We start from the raw sequence: 20119 nt of genomic DNA on the forward strand, positions 1-20119 counted from the left end.
GGCCCGCCGCGGGTGAGCGGGGGCATCGCGCCTCGTGAAGCCCCCGCCGGCCGCAGTGGTGTCCGCTACGAAGCGGCCGCCATGCCGTGCGCCGCCCGCAGCGCGTCCGCGAGCAGATCCGCGCCCTCCTCGGCCTCGGCGACGGTCAGCGTCATCGGCGGGGCGATCCGCAGCGAGGCGCCGCCCTGGCCACCCTTGCCGACCAGCAGACCGCGTTCCCTGGCGGCCTCCACGACCAGCGAAGCGGCCTCGGGCGAGCGCTCGTCGGTGCCGGGGCGGACCAGTTCGATACCGATCATCAGGCCGCGGCCGCGCACTTCCCGGACGAATTCCAGGCCGGCCGCGACCGCCCGCAGCCGCTCGATGAGCAGACCGCCGACCCGCCGGGCGTTGCCCTGGAGGTCGTGTTCGAGGAGGTAGTTGAGGTTGGCCAGGCCCGCGGCCATGGTGACGGGGCTGCCGCCGAAGGTGGAGATGGAGTTCGCGGAGAGCGAGTTCATCACCTCGGCGCGGGCCACCACCCCGCCGATGGACATGCCGTTGCCGATGCCCTTGGCGAAGGTGAGCATGTCGGGCGGGCCGTGGCCGGCGTGCGCCTGCCAGCCCCAGAAGTGGTCGCCGGTGCGGCCCCAGCCGGTCTGCACCTCGTCGCTGATCCAGAGGATGCCGTGGCGCGCGAGCACCTCGCGGAACGCGGCGTAGAGGCCGTCGGGCGGCATGGTGAACCCGCCGACGCCCTGGACCGGTTCGGCGATCAGCGCGGCGACACCGCCCGCGGTCTGCTGGAGCATGTCCTCCAGGTCGGCGACGCAGGCGGCGGTGTACTCGGCATCGCTCAGCTCGGCGTACGGGCCGCGGCTGCGTACCCCGCCGTGCACATAGAGCGTCTGGAGCGGCGAGAGGCTGGTCGGCGACCAGCTCTGGTTGCCGGTGATGCCGACGGTGGAGAACGAGCGGCCGTGGTAGCTGTTGCGCATCGCCAGGATCTGGTTGGAGCGGCGGTGCGTGGTGGCCAGCAGCAGGGCCGCGTCATTGGCCTCCGTACCGGAGGTGGTGAAGAAGACCCGGGCGTCGGGGATGCCGGAGAGCGCCACGATCCGCTCGGCCAGATCGACCATGGGGCGGGAGAGGTAGAGCGTCGAGGTGTGGATGATGCGGCCGGCCTGCTCGCTGACGGCCTTGGTCACCTCGGGCAGCGCATGCGCCGTCATGGTGGTGAGGATGCCGCCGAAGAAGTCGAGGTAGCGGTTGCCCTCGGCGTCCCAGACGTGGCGGCCCTCGCCGTGGGTGAGTTCGAGCGGCCGCTCGTAGTAGAGGCTGAGCCAGGAGGGCAGGACGGCCTGGTGGCGGGCGTGCAGGGCCGCCGTGTCCTGAGGCGTCTGGGTCATGGCTGCACCAGCCCGTCGTACGCGTCGGGGCGGCGGTCACGGTAGAACGCCCACTGCTGCCGGACCTCGTCGATCAGGGCGAAGTCGAGGTCGCGGATGACCAGTTCCTCCTTGGAGTCGCTGGCGAGGTCGCCGACGAACTGGCCTCGGGGGTCGACGAAGTAGCTGGTGCCGTAGAAGTCGTTGTCGCCGTACTCCTCGACGCCGACCCGGTTGATCGCCGCGATGAAGTACTCGTTGGCGACAGCGGCCGCGGGCTGCTCCAGCTGCCAGAGGTAGGCGGACAGGCCGCGGGAGGTGGCGGAGGGGTTGTAGACCAGCTGGGCGCCGTTGAGGCCCAGCTGCCGCCAGCCCTCGGGGAAGTGGCGGTCGTAGCAGATGTAGACGCCGACCTTGCCGACGGCGGTGTCGAAGACCGGCCAGCCGGCGTTCCCCGGCTTGAAGTAGTACTTCTCCCAGAAGCCCTTGACCTGCGGGATGTGGTGCTTGCGGTAGGTGCCCAGCACCGTGCCGTCGGCGTCGATGACGGCCGCGGTGTTGTAGTAGAAGCCGGGCTGTTCGACCTCGAAGACGGGGACGACGATGACCATGCCGGTCTCGCGGGCCAGGTCCTGCATCCGCCGGACGGTCGGGCCGTCGGGCACCGGCTCGGCCCAGCGGTAGTGCTCGGGCTCCTGGACCTGGCAGAAGTACGGGGCGTTGAAGACCTCTTGGAAGCCGATCACTTTCGCACCCTGCGCGGCCGCCGCCCGGGCGTACTCCTCATGCTTCGCGATCATCGATTCGGTGTCGCCGGTCCAGGTCGCCTGGACCAGTGCGGCACGCACAACATCGGCCATGAGCTGCTCCTTTGTCGATGCGTCAGCCATGCAGCCCGCGCGGGATCTACGCGTGTGGAGGTGACCGTAGGCCCCCGTCACGCACGGTGGCAAGACCATCTCTCCCGTGGCGCGTCCGGCCGCCGTCGACAGGCACGACAGGGAAACTTGCAAGTTTTCCTGCCTACCTCCTACGCTGGACGTATGCCGGAAAACGACCAGGAACGCCTGGCGACAGATCTGGGCGCCGCGGTGTCGCAGCTCATGCGTCATCTGCGTGCCGCCTCGCCCCAGGGCGAGCTCACCCCGGCCCAGCGGACGGTGATCTCCCGGATCGACACCGACGGGCCGGCCACCATCGCGGCGCTGGCCCGCGCCGAGCTGGTCCGGCCGCAGTCCATGCGGCTGATCGTCGGCGCGCTGGAGGAGCGCGGCGTGCTCGCCCGCAGCCCGCATCCGACGGACGGGCGCCAGGTCGTCTTCTCCCTCACGGAGGAGGGGGGCCGGATGCTCGCCGCCGTACGGCAGGCCAAACAGAACTGGCTGGCGGTGGCCATCGCCGACCGGCTGACGACGCAGGAGCAGCAGACCCTGGCGACGGCCACCGAGCTGATGCGGCGGCTGATGCCGGAATGACCGGCGTAGGCGGCTCCAGCCCGACCGGCCCGGAAGGCGCCATCGGGGCGCTCGCCCCCACCTTCGGGCTGCTGATCGTCTCCCGGGTCGTGCTCGGGATCGGCACCGCGGCGGCCTACCCCGCCGCGATGGCGCGGGATGTTCTTCCTGCTGCGGCTCGAAGACCCGCAGTGGCTGCTGCTGGCGCCCACGGGCGTGCTCGCGGGCGTCCTGGTGTGGTGGCAGCTGCGCCGTCCGGCGCCCTTCCTCGACCTGCGGATGCTCGCCCGTCACGGCGCCCTGCTCCGCACCTGCCTCCGGCACGGACTGGCCTATCTCGTCATCTACTGCGTGCTCTACGGCTTCAGCCAGTGGCTGGAGGAGGCGCACGGCTTCTCGTCCTTCCACGCCGGCCTGGTCATGCTGCCGATGTCCGGCGCGGCCGCGTTCTGCTCGATCGCGGGCGCCCGCACGAAGGGCATCCGCGCCCCGCTGACCGTCGCCGCGGCCTGTCTCGCCGTCGGCAGCGCGGTCTTCCTCCTGCTCCAGGGCACCAGCCCGCTGGTCGCGCTGCTGTGTGCCGGGGCGCTCTTCGGCATCCCGCAGGGCCTGGCGGCCACCGGCAATCAGGCTGCCGTCTACGCCCAGGCCCCGGCCGAGGGGGTGGGCCCGGCCGCCGGGCTCCAGCGCACCGCCCAGTACCTCGGCGCCATCACCGCATCGAGCCTCATCGGGCTGCTGTACGGGGAGCGCGCCTCGGACTCCGGGCTGCATGCGATCGCCCTGATCGGCGTCGTACTCGGCCTGCTGCTGCTCGCCCTGGCCCTCGCCGACCGCAGCCTGCGGGCCGGCGCCGCCGGGACCGGTCCCGGCGACTGAAACCGGCCACGTACCCGCCGGGCCACACCGGTCACAGCAGCTGCACCCACCCCACCGGAAAAGCCCGCAACACCCCGCCCCCGGCCCTCCCCTCACCTCACCTCACCTCACCTCACAAGGAGCACCTCATGCCCGCCACCACCCTCGACGCCACGACCGCCCTGGTGCTGATCGACCTTCAGAAAGGCATCGCCGGGCTGCCCTGCGCCCCGGTGCCCCCGGCCGAGGTCATCGAGCGCGGCGCGCGGCTGGCCGCCGCGTTCCGCGCGCGCGGGCTGCCGGTCGTCCTGGTGAACGTCACGGGCGGCGCCCCGGGCCGTACGGAGTCCGCGCGGCACACCGGCAACCCGCCCGCCGACTGGGCGGAGCTGGTACCCGAACTCGACCGGCAACCCGGCGACATCGGCATCACCAAGCAGCAGTGGGGCGCCTTCCACGGCACGAACCTGGATCTGGAGCTGCGCCGCCGTGGCGTGACCCAGGTCGTCCTCGGCGGCATCGCCACCAGCATCGGGGTGGAGTCCACCGCCCGCGCCGCGCACGAGCACGGCTACCACGTCACCCTCGCCACCGACGCGATGACCGACCTGGACGCCGAGGCGCACCGCAACAGCCTGGAGAAGATCTTCCCGCGGCTGGGCGAGACCGGCACGACCGAGGCGATCCTCGCGCTGCTCGGCTGAGGCCCGACGGCTCGGCCGAGGCCCGACGGCGTACGCCTCACAGACGCACGCCGTCGGGCGACGCCGGATGTGCGGCCGGCCGCCGCTCGTGCCAGCGCAGATCGTCCTGGAGCTGGGCGGCCAGCGAGATCAGCCGCGGTTCGGCATGGGCCGGGCCGAGCAGCTGGGCGCCCAGCGGCAGGCCGTCACTGCTGAACCCGGCGGGGACGCTCACGCCCGGCCAGCCGAGGACATTCCACGGCCAGGCGTAGGGACAGGCGGCGATCATGGCTTGATCCGTACGCCAGCCGCTGAGCTTGGCCAGGGTGCCGATGCGCGGCGGCGGGGTGGCGGTGGTCGGTGTCAGCAGGACGTCATAGGGGCCGAACAGCGCTCCGATCCGGCGCTGTTGCCGCTTCTCGACGGCGCGCGCCCGGCGCAGTAAGGAGCCGCCGAGCAGCCGGCCCATCCGTGCCGCTTCCCGCGTACGGCGGTCCAGGAGGGAGCGGTCGGGCACCCGGTCCGCCCACTCCCCCACCCCGGCCGTGGCGCGCGGGACGAAGGCCAGCCCGACCAGCCCGTAGTCCGGCTCCGCCTCCTCGACGAAGTGCCCCAGGCGGGCGAGGGTGCGGGCCACACCGGTCACCGCGGCCCGGACATCGGGGTGCAGCGGCTTGGGGGTGAAGGTGAAGGCGGCCTTCCAGGACAGGGCGATGCGCAGCCGGCCCGGGTCGCGGCCGGCCGCCTCGCGCGCCGCGATGGCGGGCGGCCGGTGGAGATCGCCGTCGTGGTTTCCGCTGGCCACGTCCAGCAGCAGCGCCGCGTCCTCGACCGTACGGGCCAGCGGGCCGATGCCGGTGATCCCCTGGAAGGCCTCCGGGTCGGGCCAGGTGGAGATCCGGCCGCGCTGGGGTTTGATGCCGACGAGATGGGACCAGGCGGCGGGGATCCGGACGGAACCGGCGCCGTCGGTGCCGAGGGCGGCGGGGACCAGCCCGGCCGCGACCGCGGCGGCCGAGCCGCCGGAGGAGCCGCCCGGGGTGTGCGCGAGGTTCCAGGGGTTGCAGGTGTTGCCGAAGGCCGGGCCCTCGGTGAACGGCCACTGGCCCAGTTCGCAGGCGTTGGTCTTGCCGACGATGACCGCCCCGGCCGCGCGCAGCCGCCGGACGACCTCGGCATCGCGCTCCTTGGGCAGGAACTCGCCGGCACAGCCGAACGCGGTGGGCTCGCCCGCCACATCGGTGTCGTCCTTGACCGCGACCGGCACTCCGAGCAGCGGCAGCCGCTCCCCGGCCGCCAGCCTGCGGTCGGCCTCCGCCGCCTCCGCCATGGCCGCCTCGGCCCGTACCCGCCGGAAGGCGTTGACGCTGCTCTGGGTGGCCTCGATGCGCTCCAGCGACCGCCGTACCAGTGCGGTCGAGGTCACCTGTCCCTCGGCGAGCGCCCGTGCCTGCTCGGCGAGGCCTTCCAACTCCCCCGCCGTGGCACCGATGTGCCGGGCCGGGGCAGGCCCGGTTCCGCTGTCCTGGCTCTCGTCAACGCTCACGCTGCGTGCCCTCCCTGGAACCGCTCATTCGAACGAACGGTCCCAGGAGGCTAATCGCCCCGGCAAGGGCCATCAATGACGCCGCGCGGTGCGCCACATCGACGACACACGGACGGCACACAGCGGCCCGTCGTGTTCCGGCACTGTCACGCGCGGTGCACGAACCGGCGGCGTGCGGGCGGTGGACGACCGTCACGACCGGTGGACGACCATGGCCGAGCCGCCGCCGCGCCGTACCTTCTCGGCCGCGGCCAGCCAGCGGCCGTCCGGCAGCCGCTGGACGCCGGTTGCCGCTCCGATCTCCGGGTTCTGCTTGAACGCATGACCGATCGCTTCGAGTTGCCCCCGGACCGGGCTGTTCCACAGGCCGGGTTCGAGTTCGGTCGTCGCCGCGTTGCGCTGGCTGGCACGCGGCGCGGCGATGGCGTCGACCAGCGGCATACCGCGGTCGAGGTGGTCGACCAGGGTCTGGAGCACGGTGGTGATGATGGTCGCGCCGCCGGGCGAGCCGAGCGCCACCACCGGCCGGCCGTGCCGCAGCACGATCGTCGGCGAGATCGACGAGCGCGGCCGCTTGCCGGGGCCCGGGAGGTTGGGGTCATGGACGGCCGGGTCCGCGGGCGCGAAGGAGAAGTCGGTGAGCTCGTTGTTGAGCAGGAAGCCACGGTGCGGGACGACGATGCCGCTGCCGCCGGTCTGCTCGATGGTCAGGGTGTAGGCGACGACATTGCCCCACTTGTCGGCGACCGTCAGATGGGTGGTGTTCTCCCCCTCGTACGTGGTCGGCGCGGCCTTGCCGCCGCTGGCGCAGCGCTTCGGATGGCGCGGGTCGCCGGGGGCGAGCGGGCTGGTCAGCGCCTTGCCGTCGTGGATGAGGCAGGCACGGGCGTCGGCGAACCGCTGCGAGGTGAGGCCCTTGACCGGTACGTCCTCCTGCGCCGGGTCGCCGACCCAGCGGCCACGGTCGGCGAAGGCGATCCGGCTGGCCTCCAGGTAGCGGTGGAGGTACTGCCGCTCGCTCAGCCGGGAGACATCGCTCTTCTCCAGGATGTTGAGCGCCTCGGCGACGCTGGTGCCGCCGGAGGAGGACGGCCCGATGCCGTAGACGTCGAGGCCGCGGTAGCGGGTGCGGGTCGGCGCCTGGCCGAGGGCCCGGTAGGCGCGCAGATCGCCCGCGGTCAGCTCGCCGGGCCGCACCTCACGCGACGATCCGGTGCGCACCGGTGGCTTCTGAACGGTGCGGACGATGTCCCGGCCCAGTGCGCCGTCGTAGAGCGCCCGGACGCCCTTCTCCGCCAACTCCCCGTACGTACGGGCCAGATCGGGGTTCTTCATCGTCGAGCCGACGACCGGCAGCTTGCCACCGGGCAGGAAGAGGCCGGCGGTCGCCGGGAAGTCCCGGAAGCGTGCCTCGTTGTCCGCGGTCTGCTGACGGAAGGTCGGGTCGACGGTGAAGCCGTCCCGGGCCAGCTTCCGGGCGGGCCGCAGCACCTGGCCCAGGGACCGGCTGCCCCACTTGCGCAGGGCGGTGTCCCAGGTGGCGGGGGTGCCCGGGGTGCCGACGCTCAGCCCGCTGGTGACCGCGTCGGCGAACGGGATCGGTGTGCCGTTCTCCAGGAAGAGGTCCTTGCCGGCGGAGCGCGGGGCGGTCTCCCGGCCGTCGAGGGTGCGTACGGTCCGGGACTTGGCGTCGTAGGAGACGAAGTAGCCGCCGCCACCGATGCCCGCGGAGTAGGGCTCGGTGACGCCGAGGGCGGCTGCGGTGGCGACCGCCGCGTCCACGGCGTTGCCGCCCTTCGCGAGCACCGCGATACCGGCGGCCGAGGCATCCGGGTCGACGCTGGAGACGGCCCCGCCGTGGCCGACGGCGACCGGGGTCTTCTCCGGTGTGGCGGTGCGGGCGCTGTCCTGGGCCGCGGGGGCCGGCCGCGCGGACGCGGCGGAGCCGGCGGCGGCCGGGACCGTCACCAGGGAGCCGGCCAGCGCGGCGGCCGCTCCCAGGACGGTGAGACGTCGGGCTGTGGTCATACCGGGGTTTCCTCCAAGGGCGGGCGGGGGGCGGCAGGGGCCGGAGCCTACTCGGCGCAACAGCGCGCCGACAGAGGGCATTTCACCTGCGACCGCCCTGCGGACGGCGGGGATCAGATGCCCGTTTCCGTACGGATCAGGTATGCCCGCACGAACTGGGACAAGCCGCCCAGGTGCCCCGCCCCGCCCTCGAACACACACCCGGTGAGCCGCTACGCTCCCCGGCCATGGACGACACCCTGCTGCTCCCGACCGTGGCGGCCGTGGCCCTGATCGTGGGGCTGGTGGCCGGCTGGGCCGTGCAATCGGCGACGGTCCGCCGGCGGCTGACCCGCGAACAAGGCTTCTTCGGGCTGCCGGCCGGTTCGGAGTGCGTGCTGGTCACCCACCGGGACAGCACCTCGGCCCACTGGAGCATCCCCCGGCATGACGCGCTGGCGCTGCTGGGGCTGGCCGCGGTGATCGAGAACTGCGGTGCGCACCCCGAGGTCGCCCCGCACGACACCGGCCTACAAGGCTTCGGGGCGCGTACCGAGTTCTGTGTCGGCGACCCGACCGCGCACCGCCGGCTGGCGGCCCATCTGGCCAATCTGCTGCCGGGTGTCGCGGTGCATCCCGGGGACGAGTCCGGCGCGGGCCGCGGCACCTTCACGATCGGCGGCTCGGCCTACCCGATGGAGCCGGGCGCGGTCGAATACGTCCTGCTGGCCCGGCTGACCGCCGGGGAGGGCGGCCGCCCGGTGTTCCTCGCGGCCGGCCAGCGCCCGGTCACCCACCGGGCCGCGGTCCGTCATCTGGTGCGCAACCGGGCCCGGCTGGCCCGTAAGCACGGCGCCGACGGCCAGTTCTGTCTGCTGCTGAAGGTGGTCAACTCACAGGCGTACGGACCCGATGTCGTCGAGCTGGTCGCCGATGTCACCAAGTCCGCGCTCACGGCCGCGGAGCCGAAGGGGCCCCGGGCGGCGGCCTGATACCGGCGCCGGGCGCCGGTCTCCGCCCGCGCACCGACAGGCAGCCGTCCCGCCGGGCCGCCAAGCTCAAAGGCATGATCGCCGGTCTCCGCTCACCTGTCCTGCACTGGACCGGTGCGCTGCCGGTGCTGGCGGTGGTGCTGCTGGCCCTGACGTGGGGGCGTTCGCTGCCGCTCGCGCTGATCGTGCTGGTGTCGTGCTTTCTGGCCGGGGCGGTGCTGGCCGCGGTGCATCACGCGGAGGTGATCGCGCACCGGGTGGGCGAGCCGTTCGGGTCGCTGGTGCTGGCCGTCGCGGTGACCATCATCGAGGTGGCCCTGATCGTCACCTTGAGGGCCGACGGCGGCGAGAAGAGTGCCGCGCCGGCCCGGGACACCGTCTTCGCGGCGGTGGTGCTGCTCGCGCTGACCGTGACCGTCGGCACCCTGACGGTGATCCCCGGCCGCGCCACCCCGCTCCAGGGCGGCGTCCATCTGGCCCTGCTGGCCGCGTACATCGTGCTGGCGGTCAGCCCGTGAGGCGAACGGCCCCCGGATGCCGATCCGGTCCCCCCTTTGACGCCCCTCCCGACGGTCCGCCGGTGCGAGCCGATCGGGTGCCGAACCCTCCCGCTCCGGTGTCGTTCCCGCTTGCGCGGCGGACCGCGTGAAAGCACGTGGAGGATGGCATCCGACCAGCACACGAACACCCGGCGGAGGTTCCTGACGGCCGCAGTCGTGGTCGGCATGCTCTCCGCAGGCCGTGTCCTGTTCCTGCCCGACAGCGGTCCTCCGGAGACCGGCACGCCGCCACGGCCCCGGCCCCGCCCGCCGCAACCGCCTGCCACCGCGACCGGGCCGGTGACTGCCGGCGGCCCGGGGGACACCCCGCAGCCGTACCGGCTCCGCCCGATGCCCGGCGAAACCTCCCGCTCCGGTCCGGGCGCCTCACCACCGCACCCGGATGTCGCCTTCCGCCTCGCCACGGACCGCCGCGAAATCTTCCTCACCTTCGACGACGGCCCCCACCCCGTGCACACCCCCGGCATCCTGCGGATCCTGCGCCGCCACGAGGCACGGGCCACGTTCTTCGTCATCGGCGAGAACGCCGCCGAATTCCCCGGTCTGCTGCACGACATCGCCGAGGCGGGCCATGCCGTCGCCAACCACACCTGGTCCCATCCGCAGCTCACCACGCTGCCGCCGGGCGCCGTCCGCAACGAGCTCGGCCGCACCAGCAGCCTGATCGAGGACGTCCTCGGCGCCGCCCCCGACATGGCCCGCGCCCCGTACGGCGACTGGGACGATCCCTCGCTGGACATCTGCAACGACCTGGGCATGTCCCCCGTCGGCTGGGCGATCGACTCGCAGGACTGGACCCTCCCGGGAGCCGGGGTCATCGCGTACACCGTCCTGGACGAGCTGCGCCCCGGCGCGATCGTCCTGTCCCACGACGGGGGCGGTGAGCGAGCGCAGACCGTCGAGGCGCTGGAGTGGTATCTGCCGCGTCTGCTGGACGAGGGCTACCGTCCGGTCCGCATCGAGCCCTGACGGAGAACCCGCCGATGACCGTCGCGGCCGGCGGCCTCGGGTGAGAGCGGTCACCCGATACCCCGGAAACCGACTCAATGGTTTATCGTTCAATTGGAAGCGGGTGCCGCCACGACGGCGTCCGAGGGCCCTCCCCCCAGGGGAAGCCGGCCCGCCGCCGCACGGCAGCAGGCCTTCGGGGCCACCGCCGTCACCGCCCGCGCCACCCGAGCCGCCCCGGCCGAATTCCCCCGTTCGGCCGGGGCTTCCCCCTTTCCGCGCAGATGCGCCGGCTCAGCGCAGATGCGACGCCCCGTTGACGTCGAGCACCGTCCCGGAGGACCAGGCCGCCTCGGGTGAGGCCAGATAGTGGACGGCGGACGCCACCTCCTGCGGCGAAGCGACCCGGCCGAACGGACTCTGCTGCCGTACCTCCTCCGTGAGGCGGTCCGCGACCCGCTCGGTCGCCACGAATCCGGGAGCCACCGACGCCACGCCGATGCCGTACGGCGCGAGATGGACGGCCAGCGACTGCCCCATCGCGTGCAACGCCGCCTTGGACGCGCCATAGGCCGGGTGGTCCGGCTCACCGCGGAACGCCCCGCGCGACCCGATATGGACGATCCGCCCCTCCACCTCGCGCTCGATCATGTTCCGCGCCGCGTGGTAGGTGACATGGGCCGCCCCCAGCAGATTCACGTCCACGACCTGCTGCCAGGCCCGCTGCCAGTCCTCGAACGACGTACGGTCCAGCGGATGCGCCACATTCGCGGCCGCATTGTTGACCAGCACATCGACGCCGCCCAGCCCGTCCACGGCCGCCTCGACGAGCGCCGCCGCCCCCTCCGGTGTGCTCGCATCCCCCTGCACCAGCACATGCCCGCGCCCCGCCAGCCCCTCGAACGCCTCCTGGGCCGCCGCCCGCCGCGACGCGTAATGCAGCGCGACACGGTCCCCGTGCGCGGCGAAGATCTCGGCGACCGCCCGGCCGATACCCCGCGAGGCCCCGGTCACCAGCACGGCCCGGCTCATCGGCCCCCCTCCGCCCCGGCGCACGGACGGCTCGCACAGCCGGGACCGCTACCGGACAACAACCGCTCAGCAAACGACCGGGGATGGTTCATCAACAGATCAATCCTTACCTCGTGCCATGCCACGAACGTGCGTAAGGAATCGTAGGGAGCCGGACGGGAGGCAGGGGGCCCGCACCCGTTCGGGCGGCACCCGTCTCCCCCAGTGGGCATGCCGCGGCGGCCGGACCACCGTTGAATGCTGCATGTCCGCATGTGCCAGGAGCGCCGGCCCGCATCGGGAGCACGCATGCCGTTGCCGAAGACCCCCAGTGCCCCGGCCGCGCCCGGCGCCCGCCGCCCCCACGGCGCGCTGCGCCGCATCGGGGAGTGGTGCGCCCGCCGCTGCGTCCTCGTCATCGTCCTGTGGCTGGTCGCTCTGGCCGGGCTCCAGGTTCTTCAGCGCACCTACGGCGGTGACTACTCCGACGACTTCGCGCTGCCCGGCGTCCAGTCGGCACAGGGCCGCGAGGTGCTCAAGGAGCACGAGCCGAAGGCCGGTGGCTACAGCAGCCAGGTCGTGCTGCACGACACGGCCGGGCCGCTGACCGGATTCCGCAGCCAGATCGACGGCGCCGTCACCGCCCTGGGCAAGCTGCCGGAGGTGCTCTCCGCACAGAACCCGCTGCCGCCGCCCGGCGCCCCGCCCGCCAAGCCGCCGCCCGGGACGCCGAACGTCGGCCCGCTGTCCACCGACGGCCGCACCGCGTACATCACGGTGCGGTTCGGCGTGCAGCCGTCCACCCTCGACCCGGACTATCTGAACGGTGTCGACGCGGCGGTGCGGCCGCTGCGATCCGCGGGTGTGGAGGTGGAGTACGGCGGGCCGCTGGGCGAACTGGCCCGGCCCGAACCCAATGACGTGATCAGCGAAGTGATCGGCTTCGCGGTGGCGATCCTGGTGCTGCTGGTCGGCTTCGGGAGCGTGCTGGCGGCCGGGGTGCCGCTGCTGACCGCGCTGATCAGCGCCTTCTGCGGACTGGCCTGCCTGGGACTGCTCGCCGCCGCGTTCGTCTTCGCCACCGTCTCCCCCACCCTGGCCACGATGATCGGCCTCGGCGTCGGCATCGACTACGCGCTGTTCCTGATCACCCGGCACCGGCAGAACCTGATGGACGGGGCGGACCCGGTCACCGGAGCGGGCAAGGCCGTGGCGACCAGCGGGCGGGCGGTGCTGGTGTCCGGCTGCACGGTCATCATCGCGCTGATGGGGCTCTGGGTCTCGGGCCTCTCCTTCATCGGCAAACTGGGGGTGGCGGCCGCCATCACCGTGGTCTCCGCGGTGCTCGGCGCACTCACCCTCGTACCGGCGCTGCTCGGGCTGATCGGCCGCCGCATCGACCGGCTCCACGTCCGCAAGCCGATCGCCGAGACGGATGCCGCACCGGGCGAGCAGGCGCGCGGCACCTGGCACCGGTATGCGCAGCGGGTGGAGCGCCGCCCGTGGTGGTACCTGGCGGGCGGGGTGCTCGTCATCGTGGTGCTGGCGCTCCCGGTCTTCTCGATCCAGCTGGGCCACATCGGCGACGGCGCCGACCCGAAGTCCTTCACCGACCGGCGCGCCTTCGACCTGATGTCCTCGGCGTTCGGTCCGGGCTCCAACGGCCCGCTGACCCTCGTGATCGACGAGTCCGCCGTCCCGCAGGCGGACCGGCCGATGCTGGCGGCGCAGGCGCAGAAGGCGCTCACGGATGTGCCGGGCGCGGCCTCTCTCACCCCGCTGAAGGCCACCCCGGACGGCGAGGTGCTGACCGGCACCGCGTACTCCGCCCGGGCCCCGCAGAACGCGGACACCACGGACCTGGTCAACCGCCTCAAGCTCGACCTGCTGCCGCAGGCGGTGAAAGGAACCGACGCGCACGGCTATGTGACCGGCACGACCGCCGGCCAGGTGGACTTCCTGGACATCGTCGCCAGCCGGCTCCCGCTGATCATCGCCGTGGTCGTCGCCCTCGCCTTCGTCATCATCCTGATCGTCTTCCGCGGCGTGCTGGTCGCTGTGAAGGCGGCAGTGCTCAACGTGCTGTCCATCGCCGCCTCGTACGGGGTGGTGGTGGCGGTCTTCCAGTGGGGCTGGGGCGGTCCGGCGCTCGGGGTCTCGGGCACGGTGCCGATCGAGAGCTATGTGCCGATGATGATGTTCGCGATCGTCTTCGGGCTGAGCATGGACTACGAGATCTTCCTGCTGTCACGGGTGCACGAGGCATGGCTGCGCACCGCCGATGCCAAGGCGAGCGTGGCGCATGCGCTGGAGATCACCGCGCGGGTGATCACCTGCGCCGCACTGATCATGGTGAGCGTGTTCGCCGCGTTCATCATCAGCGACAACATCGTGGTGAAGATGCTGGGCCTCGGCCTGGCCGTGAGCGTACTCATCGACGCCACCGTGGTCCGGCTGCTGCTGGTCCCCGCGGTGATGACGCTGCTGGGCCGGAAGGCCTGGTGGACGCCCCGGTGGCTGGACCGGACCCTGCCGCATGTGCGTACGGAGGGCGACGAGCAGCTCTCCACGGCCGGGCCGGCCTGACCGCCCCCGCGTCCGATCTGCGGGCGCCCCCGGATCCGACGACCATCGAATCATGGCCCCGTCCGCCGAGGTTGGCTCGGCCTCGTACCCCGTGATCCGGCCGATGCTGGCCACGGTCGGCCCGCTGCCTGCCGAGTACGAGGAGGCGGCCTGGGCCTTCGAGGCCAAATGGGACGGCGCGCGCTGCATCGTCAACACTCCCGGCGACGGCACGGTCCGGCTGGTCACCCGGGCGGGCAACGACGCGACCGCGACCTATCCGGAACTGGGGCCGCTGGGCGAACAGCTGCGGGGCCGGCCCGCGGTGCTGGACGGCGAGGTGGTGGTGCTGGACGCACGCGGACGGCCCGACTTCGGGCTGTTGCAGCGCCGGATGGGCGTGGTCAACCCGCGCCGTACGGCCCGGCTGGCCATGGAGCACCCGGTCCACCTCGTCCTGTTCGACCTCATGTACCTGGGCGGATCGCTGCTCGGGTCGCCGTATTACGAGCGCCGCAGCCTGCTGTCCGGGCTGCGGCTGCGCGGCCCGAACTGGTCGGCGCCCGGTTATGTGGAGGGCCATGCGCAGCAGGCGTGGGAGGCCTCATTGCAGGGTGGTCTCGAAGGAGTGGTGGCCAAGCGGCTGACCTCCGCGTATCTGCCGGGCGTCCGCTCACCCGAGTGGCGCAAGACGAAGCATCTGATGACCCTCGACGTGATCATCGGGGGCTGGACCGAGGGCCATGGCGGGCTGGCCGGCCTGCCCGGTTCCGTGCTGGCGGGCATCTCCGAACCGGGGGGCCTGCGCTATGTCGGCTCCGTCGGCTCGGGGCTGTCCGACCGGGAACGCCAGGAACTGGCGCACTACCTGGGAGTGATCCCGCTCGACCACTCCCCGTTCGTCAACCCCGTGGACGCTCCGGGGGTCCACTGGGCCGAGCCCCGGCTCGTCGCCGAGATCACGCTCAGCGGCTGGACCTCGGCCGGCCGGCTGCGGCACCCGATCTGGCACCGGCTGCGCCCCGATCTCACCCACCTCGGCTGAGATGGGGGATACCCGCGCCGCACCGGGAAGGCTCGCCATGAGGACTCCGGGCAACCGCAGACGGAAGGAGCCGGTGATGCCGCACCCCACCGACAGCCACACCGACGGCCACACCGACAGCACAGCCGACGGCACCACGGACGGCACGCCGCACGCCACCCCCGACGGCAACGAGGCCTACGGAAAGAAGCCCTTCAAGCGCTCCAAGAGCCACTTCGCGGACCGCGTCACGGCGGACGGCCGCGACGGCTGGCCGGTCGAGGCCGGCCGCTACCGCCTGGTCGTCAGCCGAGCCTGCCCCTGGGCGAGCCGCGCCGTCATCTCCCGACGGCTGCTCGGCCTGGAGGACGCGATCTCGCTCGCCCTCACCGATCCGCTCCAGGACGACCGCAGCTGGCGCTTCACCCTGGACGCGGACGGCCGCGACCCCGTCCTCGGCATCCGCTTCCTCAGCGAGGCCTACGACGCCCGCGAGAAGGACTACCCGGGCGGCGTCAGCGTCCCCGCCCTCGTCGACGTCCCCAGCGGGCAGCTCGTCACCAACGACTATCAGCAGCTCACCCTGGACTTCGCAACGGAGTGGACGGCGCTGCACCGGCCCGGCGCACCCGATCTGTACCCCGGGCCGCTGCGCGAGGAGATCGATGTCGTCATGGCGGGCGTCTACCGGGACGTCAACAACGGCGTGTACCGGGCCGGTTTCGCCACCGGGCAGAGCGATTACGAGGCCGCCTTCCACGATCTCTTCCGGCGCCTGGACCTGCTGTCCGAGCGGCTGTCCGACCAGCGCTACCTCGTGGGCGACACCCTCACGGAGGCCGACATCCGGCTGTTCACCACGCTGGTCCGCTTCGACTCCGTCTACCACGGACACTTCAAATGCAACCAGTTCAAGCTGGCCGAGGACCCGGTGCTGTGGGCCTACGCCAAGGACCTCTTCCAGACGCCCGGCTTTGGCGACACCGTCGACTTCCACCACATCAAGCAGCACTACTACCAGGTACACACAGGCATCAACCCGACCGGCATCGTGCCGATCGGGCCGGATCTCTCCGGCTGGCTGACCCCGCACTACCGCGAGGAGCTGGGCGGCCGGCCGTTCGGCGACGGCACCCCGCCCGGCCCGGTACCGCGGGCCGAGGAGGTCCCGCCCAGCGGACGCCCCGAGGCTCTGCTGACCGGCTACTGACCCGACCGCTGACCGGCCCCGGCCCTGGACCTGGCCGCGGCGATCCGACCGCCGCTCCCGGACCGTGAGATCCTGAGAACAGACAGGGACAGACATGAATAGACAGGGGCAGACAGGGACGGGCGAGGTCGAGCCCGGCGGCCGGGCTGTGCGCGTACCTGCCGAGCGCGCGGGTGCCCGGGGTCGCCACGGCGCCCCAGCCGCCCCACAGCTCCCCCACCCCACACGACCCACGCACTCCAGCGAGGAGTCAGCCCGATGAGGATGGTCCTGAAGGCCCGTATACCTACCGAGCCAGGCAATGAACTGATCCAGAACGGCGAGCTACCGAAGATCATGGAGACGGCCATCGCCGCCCTCCAGCCGGAGGCGGCCTACTTCACTCTCGACGACGGTGAGCGCACCGCCTTCTTCTACTTCGACATGACGGAGTCGTCGCAGATGCCGACTCTCCTCGAAGCGTTCTTCATGGACCTGCACGCCAAGGTCTCGCTCCAGCCGGTGATGAACGTGCAGGACCTGCGCACCGGACTCTCGGAGCTGATGAGCGGCACCTGAACCGGCGCCCCCGGCACGGTGCTCACTCCGGCGCCGTGTCCTCCGGTGCGCCGTGCGCCAGCCCGGCCAGGACATCGAGCGCGTCGGCCAGGGCGTCGAGGGGCGGCGAGGCGAGAGCCAGACGTACGGCGTTGGGCGCATGGCCCGGGCCGACGGCGAACGCCCCGGACGGTGTGACGGCGATCCCGCGCCGGGCAGCGGCGGCGACAAAGGTGTCGGCCCGCCACGCCTCCGGCAGTTCCCACCAGCAGTGATAGGCCTGCGGATCGGCGCGGACCCGGAAGCCGGCCAGCCTGTCGGTGACGATCCGCCGGCGCGCCGCGGCATCGCTGCGCTTCGCCTCCTCGATGGCGGCCGCGGTGCCGTCGGCCATCCAGCGGGTCGCCGCATCGAGCGCGAAGCGGGAGGCCGTCCAGGTCCCCGAGCGAAGGGCCGTCGCAAAATCCTGGGTGGCACCGGCCGGCACCGTCAGAAATCCCAGCGACAGTCCGGGCGCGAGCCGCTTGGACAGGCTGTCGACGACCACCGTGCGCTCCGGAGCGAGGGCCGCAAGGGGCGGCAGGTCGTTGCGGAGGAATCCGTAGATGGCGTCCTCGATGGCCGGGATGTGCAACTCCCGCAGCGTTGCGGCGAGTTCGGCGCGACGGTGGCCCGGCATGGTGATGCCCAGCGGGTTGTGCAGGGCCGGCTGGAGGTAGACGGCGCGCAGCGGGGCGGCGGCCCGCAGCGCCTCGGGGGTCAGGCCGTGCTCGTCCATGGCGAGGGGGACGAGCGTGACACCGAGGCGGGCCGCGATGCCCTTCACGACGGGGAAGGTGAGCGCTTCGACGCCGAGGCGCTCACCGGCCGGGACCAGCGCGGCGACCGCCGCGGCGATCGCCTGCCGGCCGTTGCCCGCGAAGAGCAGCTGCCGGGGGTCCGGTGCCCACTCGGCGCGGGCGAGGTGGGCGGCCGCCGCGCGGCGGGCAGCGGCCGTGCCGACGGCACCCACCGGGCGGAGCGCGGCACCCAGGGCGTCGGGGCGCAGCAGATGCCCGAGGCTCTTGGCCAGGAGCGCGGGGTGGTCCGGCAGAACGGGGAAGTTCATCTCCAGGTCGACCCGGGCCTCCCCCGGCTCGGCGAGGGCCGGCTCGTCCGACGGGGCGGCGGAGCGGACGAATGTACCGCGGCCGACCTCGCCCACCGTCAGACCACGTCGGCTCAATTCCCGGTACACCCGAGCCGCCGTCGAACTTGCGATACGCCGGTTACGGGCGAACCGGCGTAGCGGCAGCAGCCGGTCACCGGGGCGGAGCCGGCCGGCAGCGATGTCGGCCGCGAGTTCATCGGCGATCGCGCGATAGTCGTCCATCGGTCACTTCCCACATTGCACCGAGTGCATTTTCAGCATTGTGCCGAGAGGTTGCCCTCTATAGCATCGAGGCGTCAAGTCGCAGCGGAGGGGATGACTGCCATGGGATCGGTCTTTTGCCGAGAAATCAGCGTGGGGTACGACGAGGAGGGCAGCGGCGAGCCGCTGGTGCTCATCCATGGGCACCCCTTCAACCGGTCGATGTGGCGCCCGCAGACCGAGCACTTCAGCCGGGCCGGATGGCGGGTGATCACCCCGGATCTGCGGGGCTACGGGGACAGCACGGTGGTCCCCGGCACGACCCCGCTGGCGACGTTCGCCCGGGACATCATCGGCCTGCTCGACCATCTCGGGGTCGAGAGCTGTGTCCTCGGGGGCCTGTCCATGGGGGGCCAGATCGTCATGGAATGCTACCGGCTCTTCCCGGAGCGGGTGCGGGGCCTCCTCTTCGCCGACACGTTCGCCGCGGCGGAGACCGAGGACGGCAGGACCGCGCGCTACGACATGGCGGAGCGCCTGCTCCGCGAGGGCATGGACGGCTATGCACACGAGGTACTGGCCAAAATGATCTCCCCGCACACGATCGCCTCCCAGCCGGAGGTCGCCGCACACGTCCTGGGGATGATGACCTCCACGGCACCCGAAGGCGCGGCAGCCGCACTGCGCGGTCGCGCCGAACGCCCCGACTACGCGGAGCTGCTGACACGGGTTTCGGTGCCGGCCCTGGTGGTGGTCGGTACGGAGGACGCCTACACCCCCGTGAGCGACGCCCGCGACATCCACGAGCGCATCCCGGATTCCCGGCTGGCGGTCATCGAGCAGGCGGCCCATATGCCGAATCTGGAACGGCCGACCGAATTCAATGCGGCACTGGACGCCTTCCTCACCTCACTGCCGCAGACCACGGCAACGCCCGCACCGCAAGGCTGAGCGCCGCCGCCACCCCTCGCCGGTCGCTGGTCATGGCCGAGCTGCGGGAACCCGGGGGTCATCGCGGGACGGCAGGCCGGGCCCGGCAACCCGCCCGGACGCCAGCAGCGCCGTGTGCGGCAGCACCAGCCGGCCGTCTTCGTCGGTGAACTCCTCGGCCAGCACGGTGAATTGCTGTCGGATGCGCTCGGCCACGGCCGCCCCCTGGCCGCAGACGATCCGGCCGACGGTCGCCACCCCTGCCGCCGGACCGCTCCACCACTCCTGCGGGGTGGTGCGGTGGTCCCAGGACAGCGGCCGGCAGACCGCATCCGTCAGGCCCGCGCCCCGCAGCAGGCCGACGAGGCCGTCTTCGGTGCGCGGGAAGTCGTCCTCGGGGGCGAGCGCGGGCAGAGACGGCGGACGGCTCACACCGGCCGCCTGTACCGCGCGGCCGAGCAGCGCCTGCCCCGGCGCCGCGGGCGCCGCCCAGAGCGTCAGCGCGATCCGGCCGCCCGGCCGGGTCACCCGGCGCAGTTCGTCGAGGGCCACCCGTGGCCGCCCCACGTGATTGAGCACGAAGTTGCCGACCACGGCGTCGAATTGCCCGTCAGCATAGGGGAGTTGCGGGAGCGCGGCGATATGGACGGACGCGTCGGGTACGGCGCGGGCGGCACGTCGGGCCATATCGGGCTCGGCGTCCACGGCGACCACCCGCGCACCGCGCGCACCGGCCGCCGCGGCGGCCGAGCCGGTACCCGTGCCGACATCCAGCACCCGCACGCCCTCGGTCACCCCCGCGGCATCCAGCAACTGCGGCACGGTGTAGGCACAGAGCCTGCCGAACCCGGCTTCGTATGCGGCCGCACTCCCCGCCCAGGCCCGGCGCTCACTCTCATCGAACGGCGTCTGGAGCACCGCTTCCCCCTCCCCCGGCCGACAACACGACCGGCAACTCGGCAACTCACCACTCAGCACCATCCTCGCCGATACCCCGCCCGCCCCCATCCGCCCCACCCCCTCTCCCACCTCCGACTCCCCCTGGGCCCAACGGCGTTACTCAGCCGTAACCTACC

17 protein-coding genes and 1 pseudogene are annotated in these 20119 nt (G+C 72.5%); 11 read left to right on the forward strand and 7 right to left on the reverse strand.

The window, feature by feature from the left end:
- Window positions 1–65: 65 nt before the first annotated feature.
- Both IF67_RS0109625 and IF67_RS0109630 read right to left on the reverse strand, forming a co-directional pair.
- Entirely contained in the window at window positions 66–1388 is a 1323-nt protein-coding gene (locus IF67_RS0109625) for an aspartate aminotransferase family protein (protein WP_030984088.1), read from the reverse strand.
- Window positions 1385–2227, reverse strand: coding sequence for a nitrilase-related carbon-nitrogen hydrolase (locus tag IF67_RS0109630; protein WP_030984090.1), 843 nt, complete (start codon window positions 2225–2227; stop codon window positions 1385–1387). Before IF67_RS0109630 ends, IF67_RS0109625 begins: the two co-directional genes overlap by 4 nt.
- 183 nt (window positions 2228–2410) lie before the next feature.
- Between IF67_RS0109630 and IF67_RS0109635 the strand changes: the two genes are divergently transcribed.
- The 3 genes from IF67_RS0109635 to IF67_RS0109645 all read left to right on the forward strand — a co-directional run bounded on the left by IF67_RS0109635 (window position 2411) and on the right by IF67_RS0109645 (window position 4383).
- A complete protein-coding gene (locus IF67_RS0109635) occupies window positions 2411–2842 on the forward strand; it encodes a MarR family winged helix-turn-helix transcriptional regulator (RefSeq protein WP_030984091.1) in 432 nt (143 codons plus the stop codon).
- Between the two features lie 138 nt (window positions 2843–2980).
- Window positions 2981–3700, forward strand: coding sequence for an MFS transporter (locus IF67_RS38980; RefSeq protein WP_078889358.1), 720 nt, complete (start codon window positions 2981–2983; stop codon window positions 3698–3700).
- A 128-nt stretch (window positions 3701–3828) separates the two neighbouring features.
- Window positions 3829–4383 carry an isochorismatase family protein gene (locus IF67_RS0109645; protein WP_030984092.1) on the forward strand — a complete coding sequence of 185 codons (555 nt, stop codon included), beginning with the start codon at window positions 3829–3831 and terminating at the stop codon, window positions 4381–4383.
- 37 nt (window positions 4384–4420) lie between these two features.
- Here the strand turns inward: IF67_RS0109645 and IF67_RS0109650 are convergent, their stop codons facing one another.
- Window positions 4421–5908 (reverse strand): amidase, encoded by a 1488-nt coding sequence (locus IF67_RS0109650; RefSeq protein WP_030984093.1) that lies wholly within the window; start codon window positions 5906–5908, stop codon window positions 4421–4423.
- A gap of 192 nt (window positions 5909–6100) precedes the next feature.
- The gene (gene ggt, locus IF67_RS0109655) at window positions 6101–7936 is read right to left on the reverse strand and encodes a gamma-glutamyltransferase (RefSeq protein WP_030984094.1); all 1836 of its coding nucleotides are present in this window, start codon (window positions 7934–7936) and stop codon (window positions 6101–6103) included.
- 227 nt (window positions 7937–8163) lie between these two features.
- On the opposite strand from ggt, the gene IF67_RS0109665 reads away from it, so the two are divergent.
- The 3 genes and pseudogenes from IF67_RS0109665 (at window position 8164) to IF67_RS0109675 (ending at window position 10436) form a co-directional block, all read left to right on the forward strand.
- The gene (locus tag IF67_RS0109665) at window positions 8164–8907 is read left to right on the forward strand and encodes a hypothetical protein (protein ID WP_030984096.1); all 744 of its coding nucleotides are present in this window, start codon (window positions 8164–8166) and stop codon (window positions 8905–8907) included.
- A gap of 74 nt (window positions 8908–8981) precedes the next feature.
- Window positions 8982–9305, forward strand: a pseudogene (locus IF67_RS38985) (ionic transporter y4hA); the annotation flags it as partial.
- A gap of 264 nt (window positions 9306–9569) precedes the next feature.
- On the forward strand, window positions 9570–10436 hold the full coding sequence (locus IF67_RS0109675) for a polysaccharide deacetylase family protein (RefSeq protein WP_030984100.1): 867 nt from the start codon (window positions 9570–9572) through the stop codon (window positions 10434–10436).
- A gap of 273 nt (window positions 10437–10709) precedes the next feature.
- Here the strand turns inward: IF67_RS0109675 and IF67_RS0109680 are convergent, their stop codons facing one another.
- Entirely contained in the window at window positions 10710–11447 is a 738-nt protein-coding gene (locus IF67_RS0109680; RefSeq protein WP_030984102.1) for an SDR family NAD(P)-dependent oxidoreductase, read from the reverse strand.
- 288 nt (window positions 11448–11735) lie between these two features.
- Between IF67_RS0109680 and IF67_RS0109685 the strand changes: the two genes are divergently transcribed.
- From IF67_RS0109685 to IF67_RS0109700, 4 genes are all read left to right on the forward strand, one after another.
- Window positions 11736–14012: an MMPL family transporter gene (locus tag IF67_RS0109685; RefSeq protein WP_030984103.1), complete on the forward strand. Its 2277-nt coding sequence runs from the start codon at window positions 11736–11738 to the stop codon at window positions 14010–14012.
- Window positions 14013–14064: 52 nt separating this feature from the next.
- A complete protein-coding gene (gene ligD / locus IF67_RS0109690) occupies window positions 14065–15036 on the forward strand; it encodes a non-homologous end-joining DNA ligase (RefSeq protein ID WP_030984105.1) in 972 nt (323 codons plus the stop codon).
- 76 nt (window positions 15037–15112) lie between these two features.
- Window positions 15113–16225 (forward strand): glutathione S-transferase family protein, encoded by a 1113-nt coding sequence (locus IF67_RS0109695; RefSeq protein WP_030984107.1) that lies wholly within the window; start codon window positions 15113–15115, stop codon window positions 16223–16225.
- A 258-nt stretch (window positions 16226–16483) separates the two neighbouring features.
- On the forward strand, window positions 16484–16783 hold the full coding sequence (locus IF67_RS0109700; RefSeq protein ID WP_030079334.1) for a hypothetical protein: 300 nt from the start codon (window positions 16484–16486) through the stop codon (window positions 16781–16783).
- A gap of 22 nt (window positions 16784–16805) precedes the next feature.
- Here IF67_RS0109700 and IF67_RS0109705 read toward each other — a convergent pair whose 3' ends face one another.
- Window positions 16806–18134 (reverse strand): PLP-dependent aminotransferase family protein, encoded by a 1329-nt coding sequence (locus tag IF67_RS0109705; RefSeq protein ID WP_030984110.1) that lies wholly within the window; start codon window positions 18132–18134, stop codon window positions 16806–16808.
- 102 nt (window positions 18135–18236) lie between these two features.
- On the opposite strand from IF67_RS0109705, the gene IF67_RS0109710 reads away from it, so the two are divergent.
- Window positions 18237–19064: an alpha/beta fold hydrolase gene (locus IF67_RS0109710; protein ID WP_030984111.1), complete on the forward strand. Its 828-nt coding sequence runs from the start codon at window positions 18237–18239 to the stop codon at window positions 19062–19064.
- Between the two features lie 30 nt (window positions 19065–19094).
- Here IF67_RS0109710 and IF67_RS0109715 read toward each other — a convergent pair whose 3' ends face one another.
- A complete protein-coding gene (locus IF67_RS0109715) occupies window positions 19095–19961 on the reverse strand; it encodes a class I SAM-dependent methyltransferase (protein WP_051817826.1) in 867 nt (288 codons plus the stop codon).
- Between the last annotated feature and the right edge of the window lie 158 nt (window positions 19962–20119).

Origin of the sequence: Streptomyces sp. NRRL S-1813, from assembly GCF_000719605.1 — a bacterium.
GTDB lineage: Bacteria > Actinomycetota > Actinomycetes > Streptomycetales > Streptomycetaceae > Streptomyces > Streptomyces decoyicus.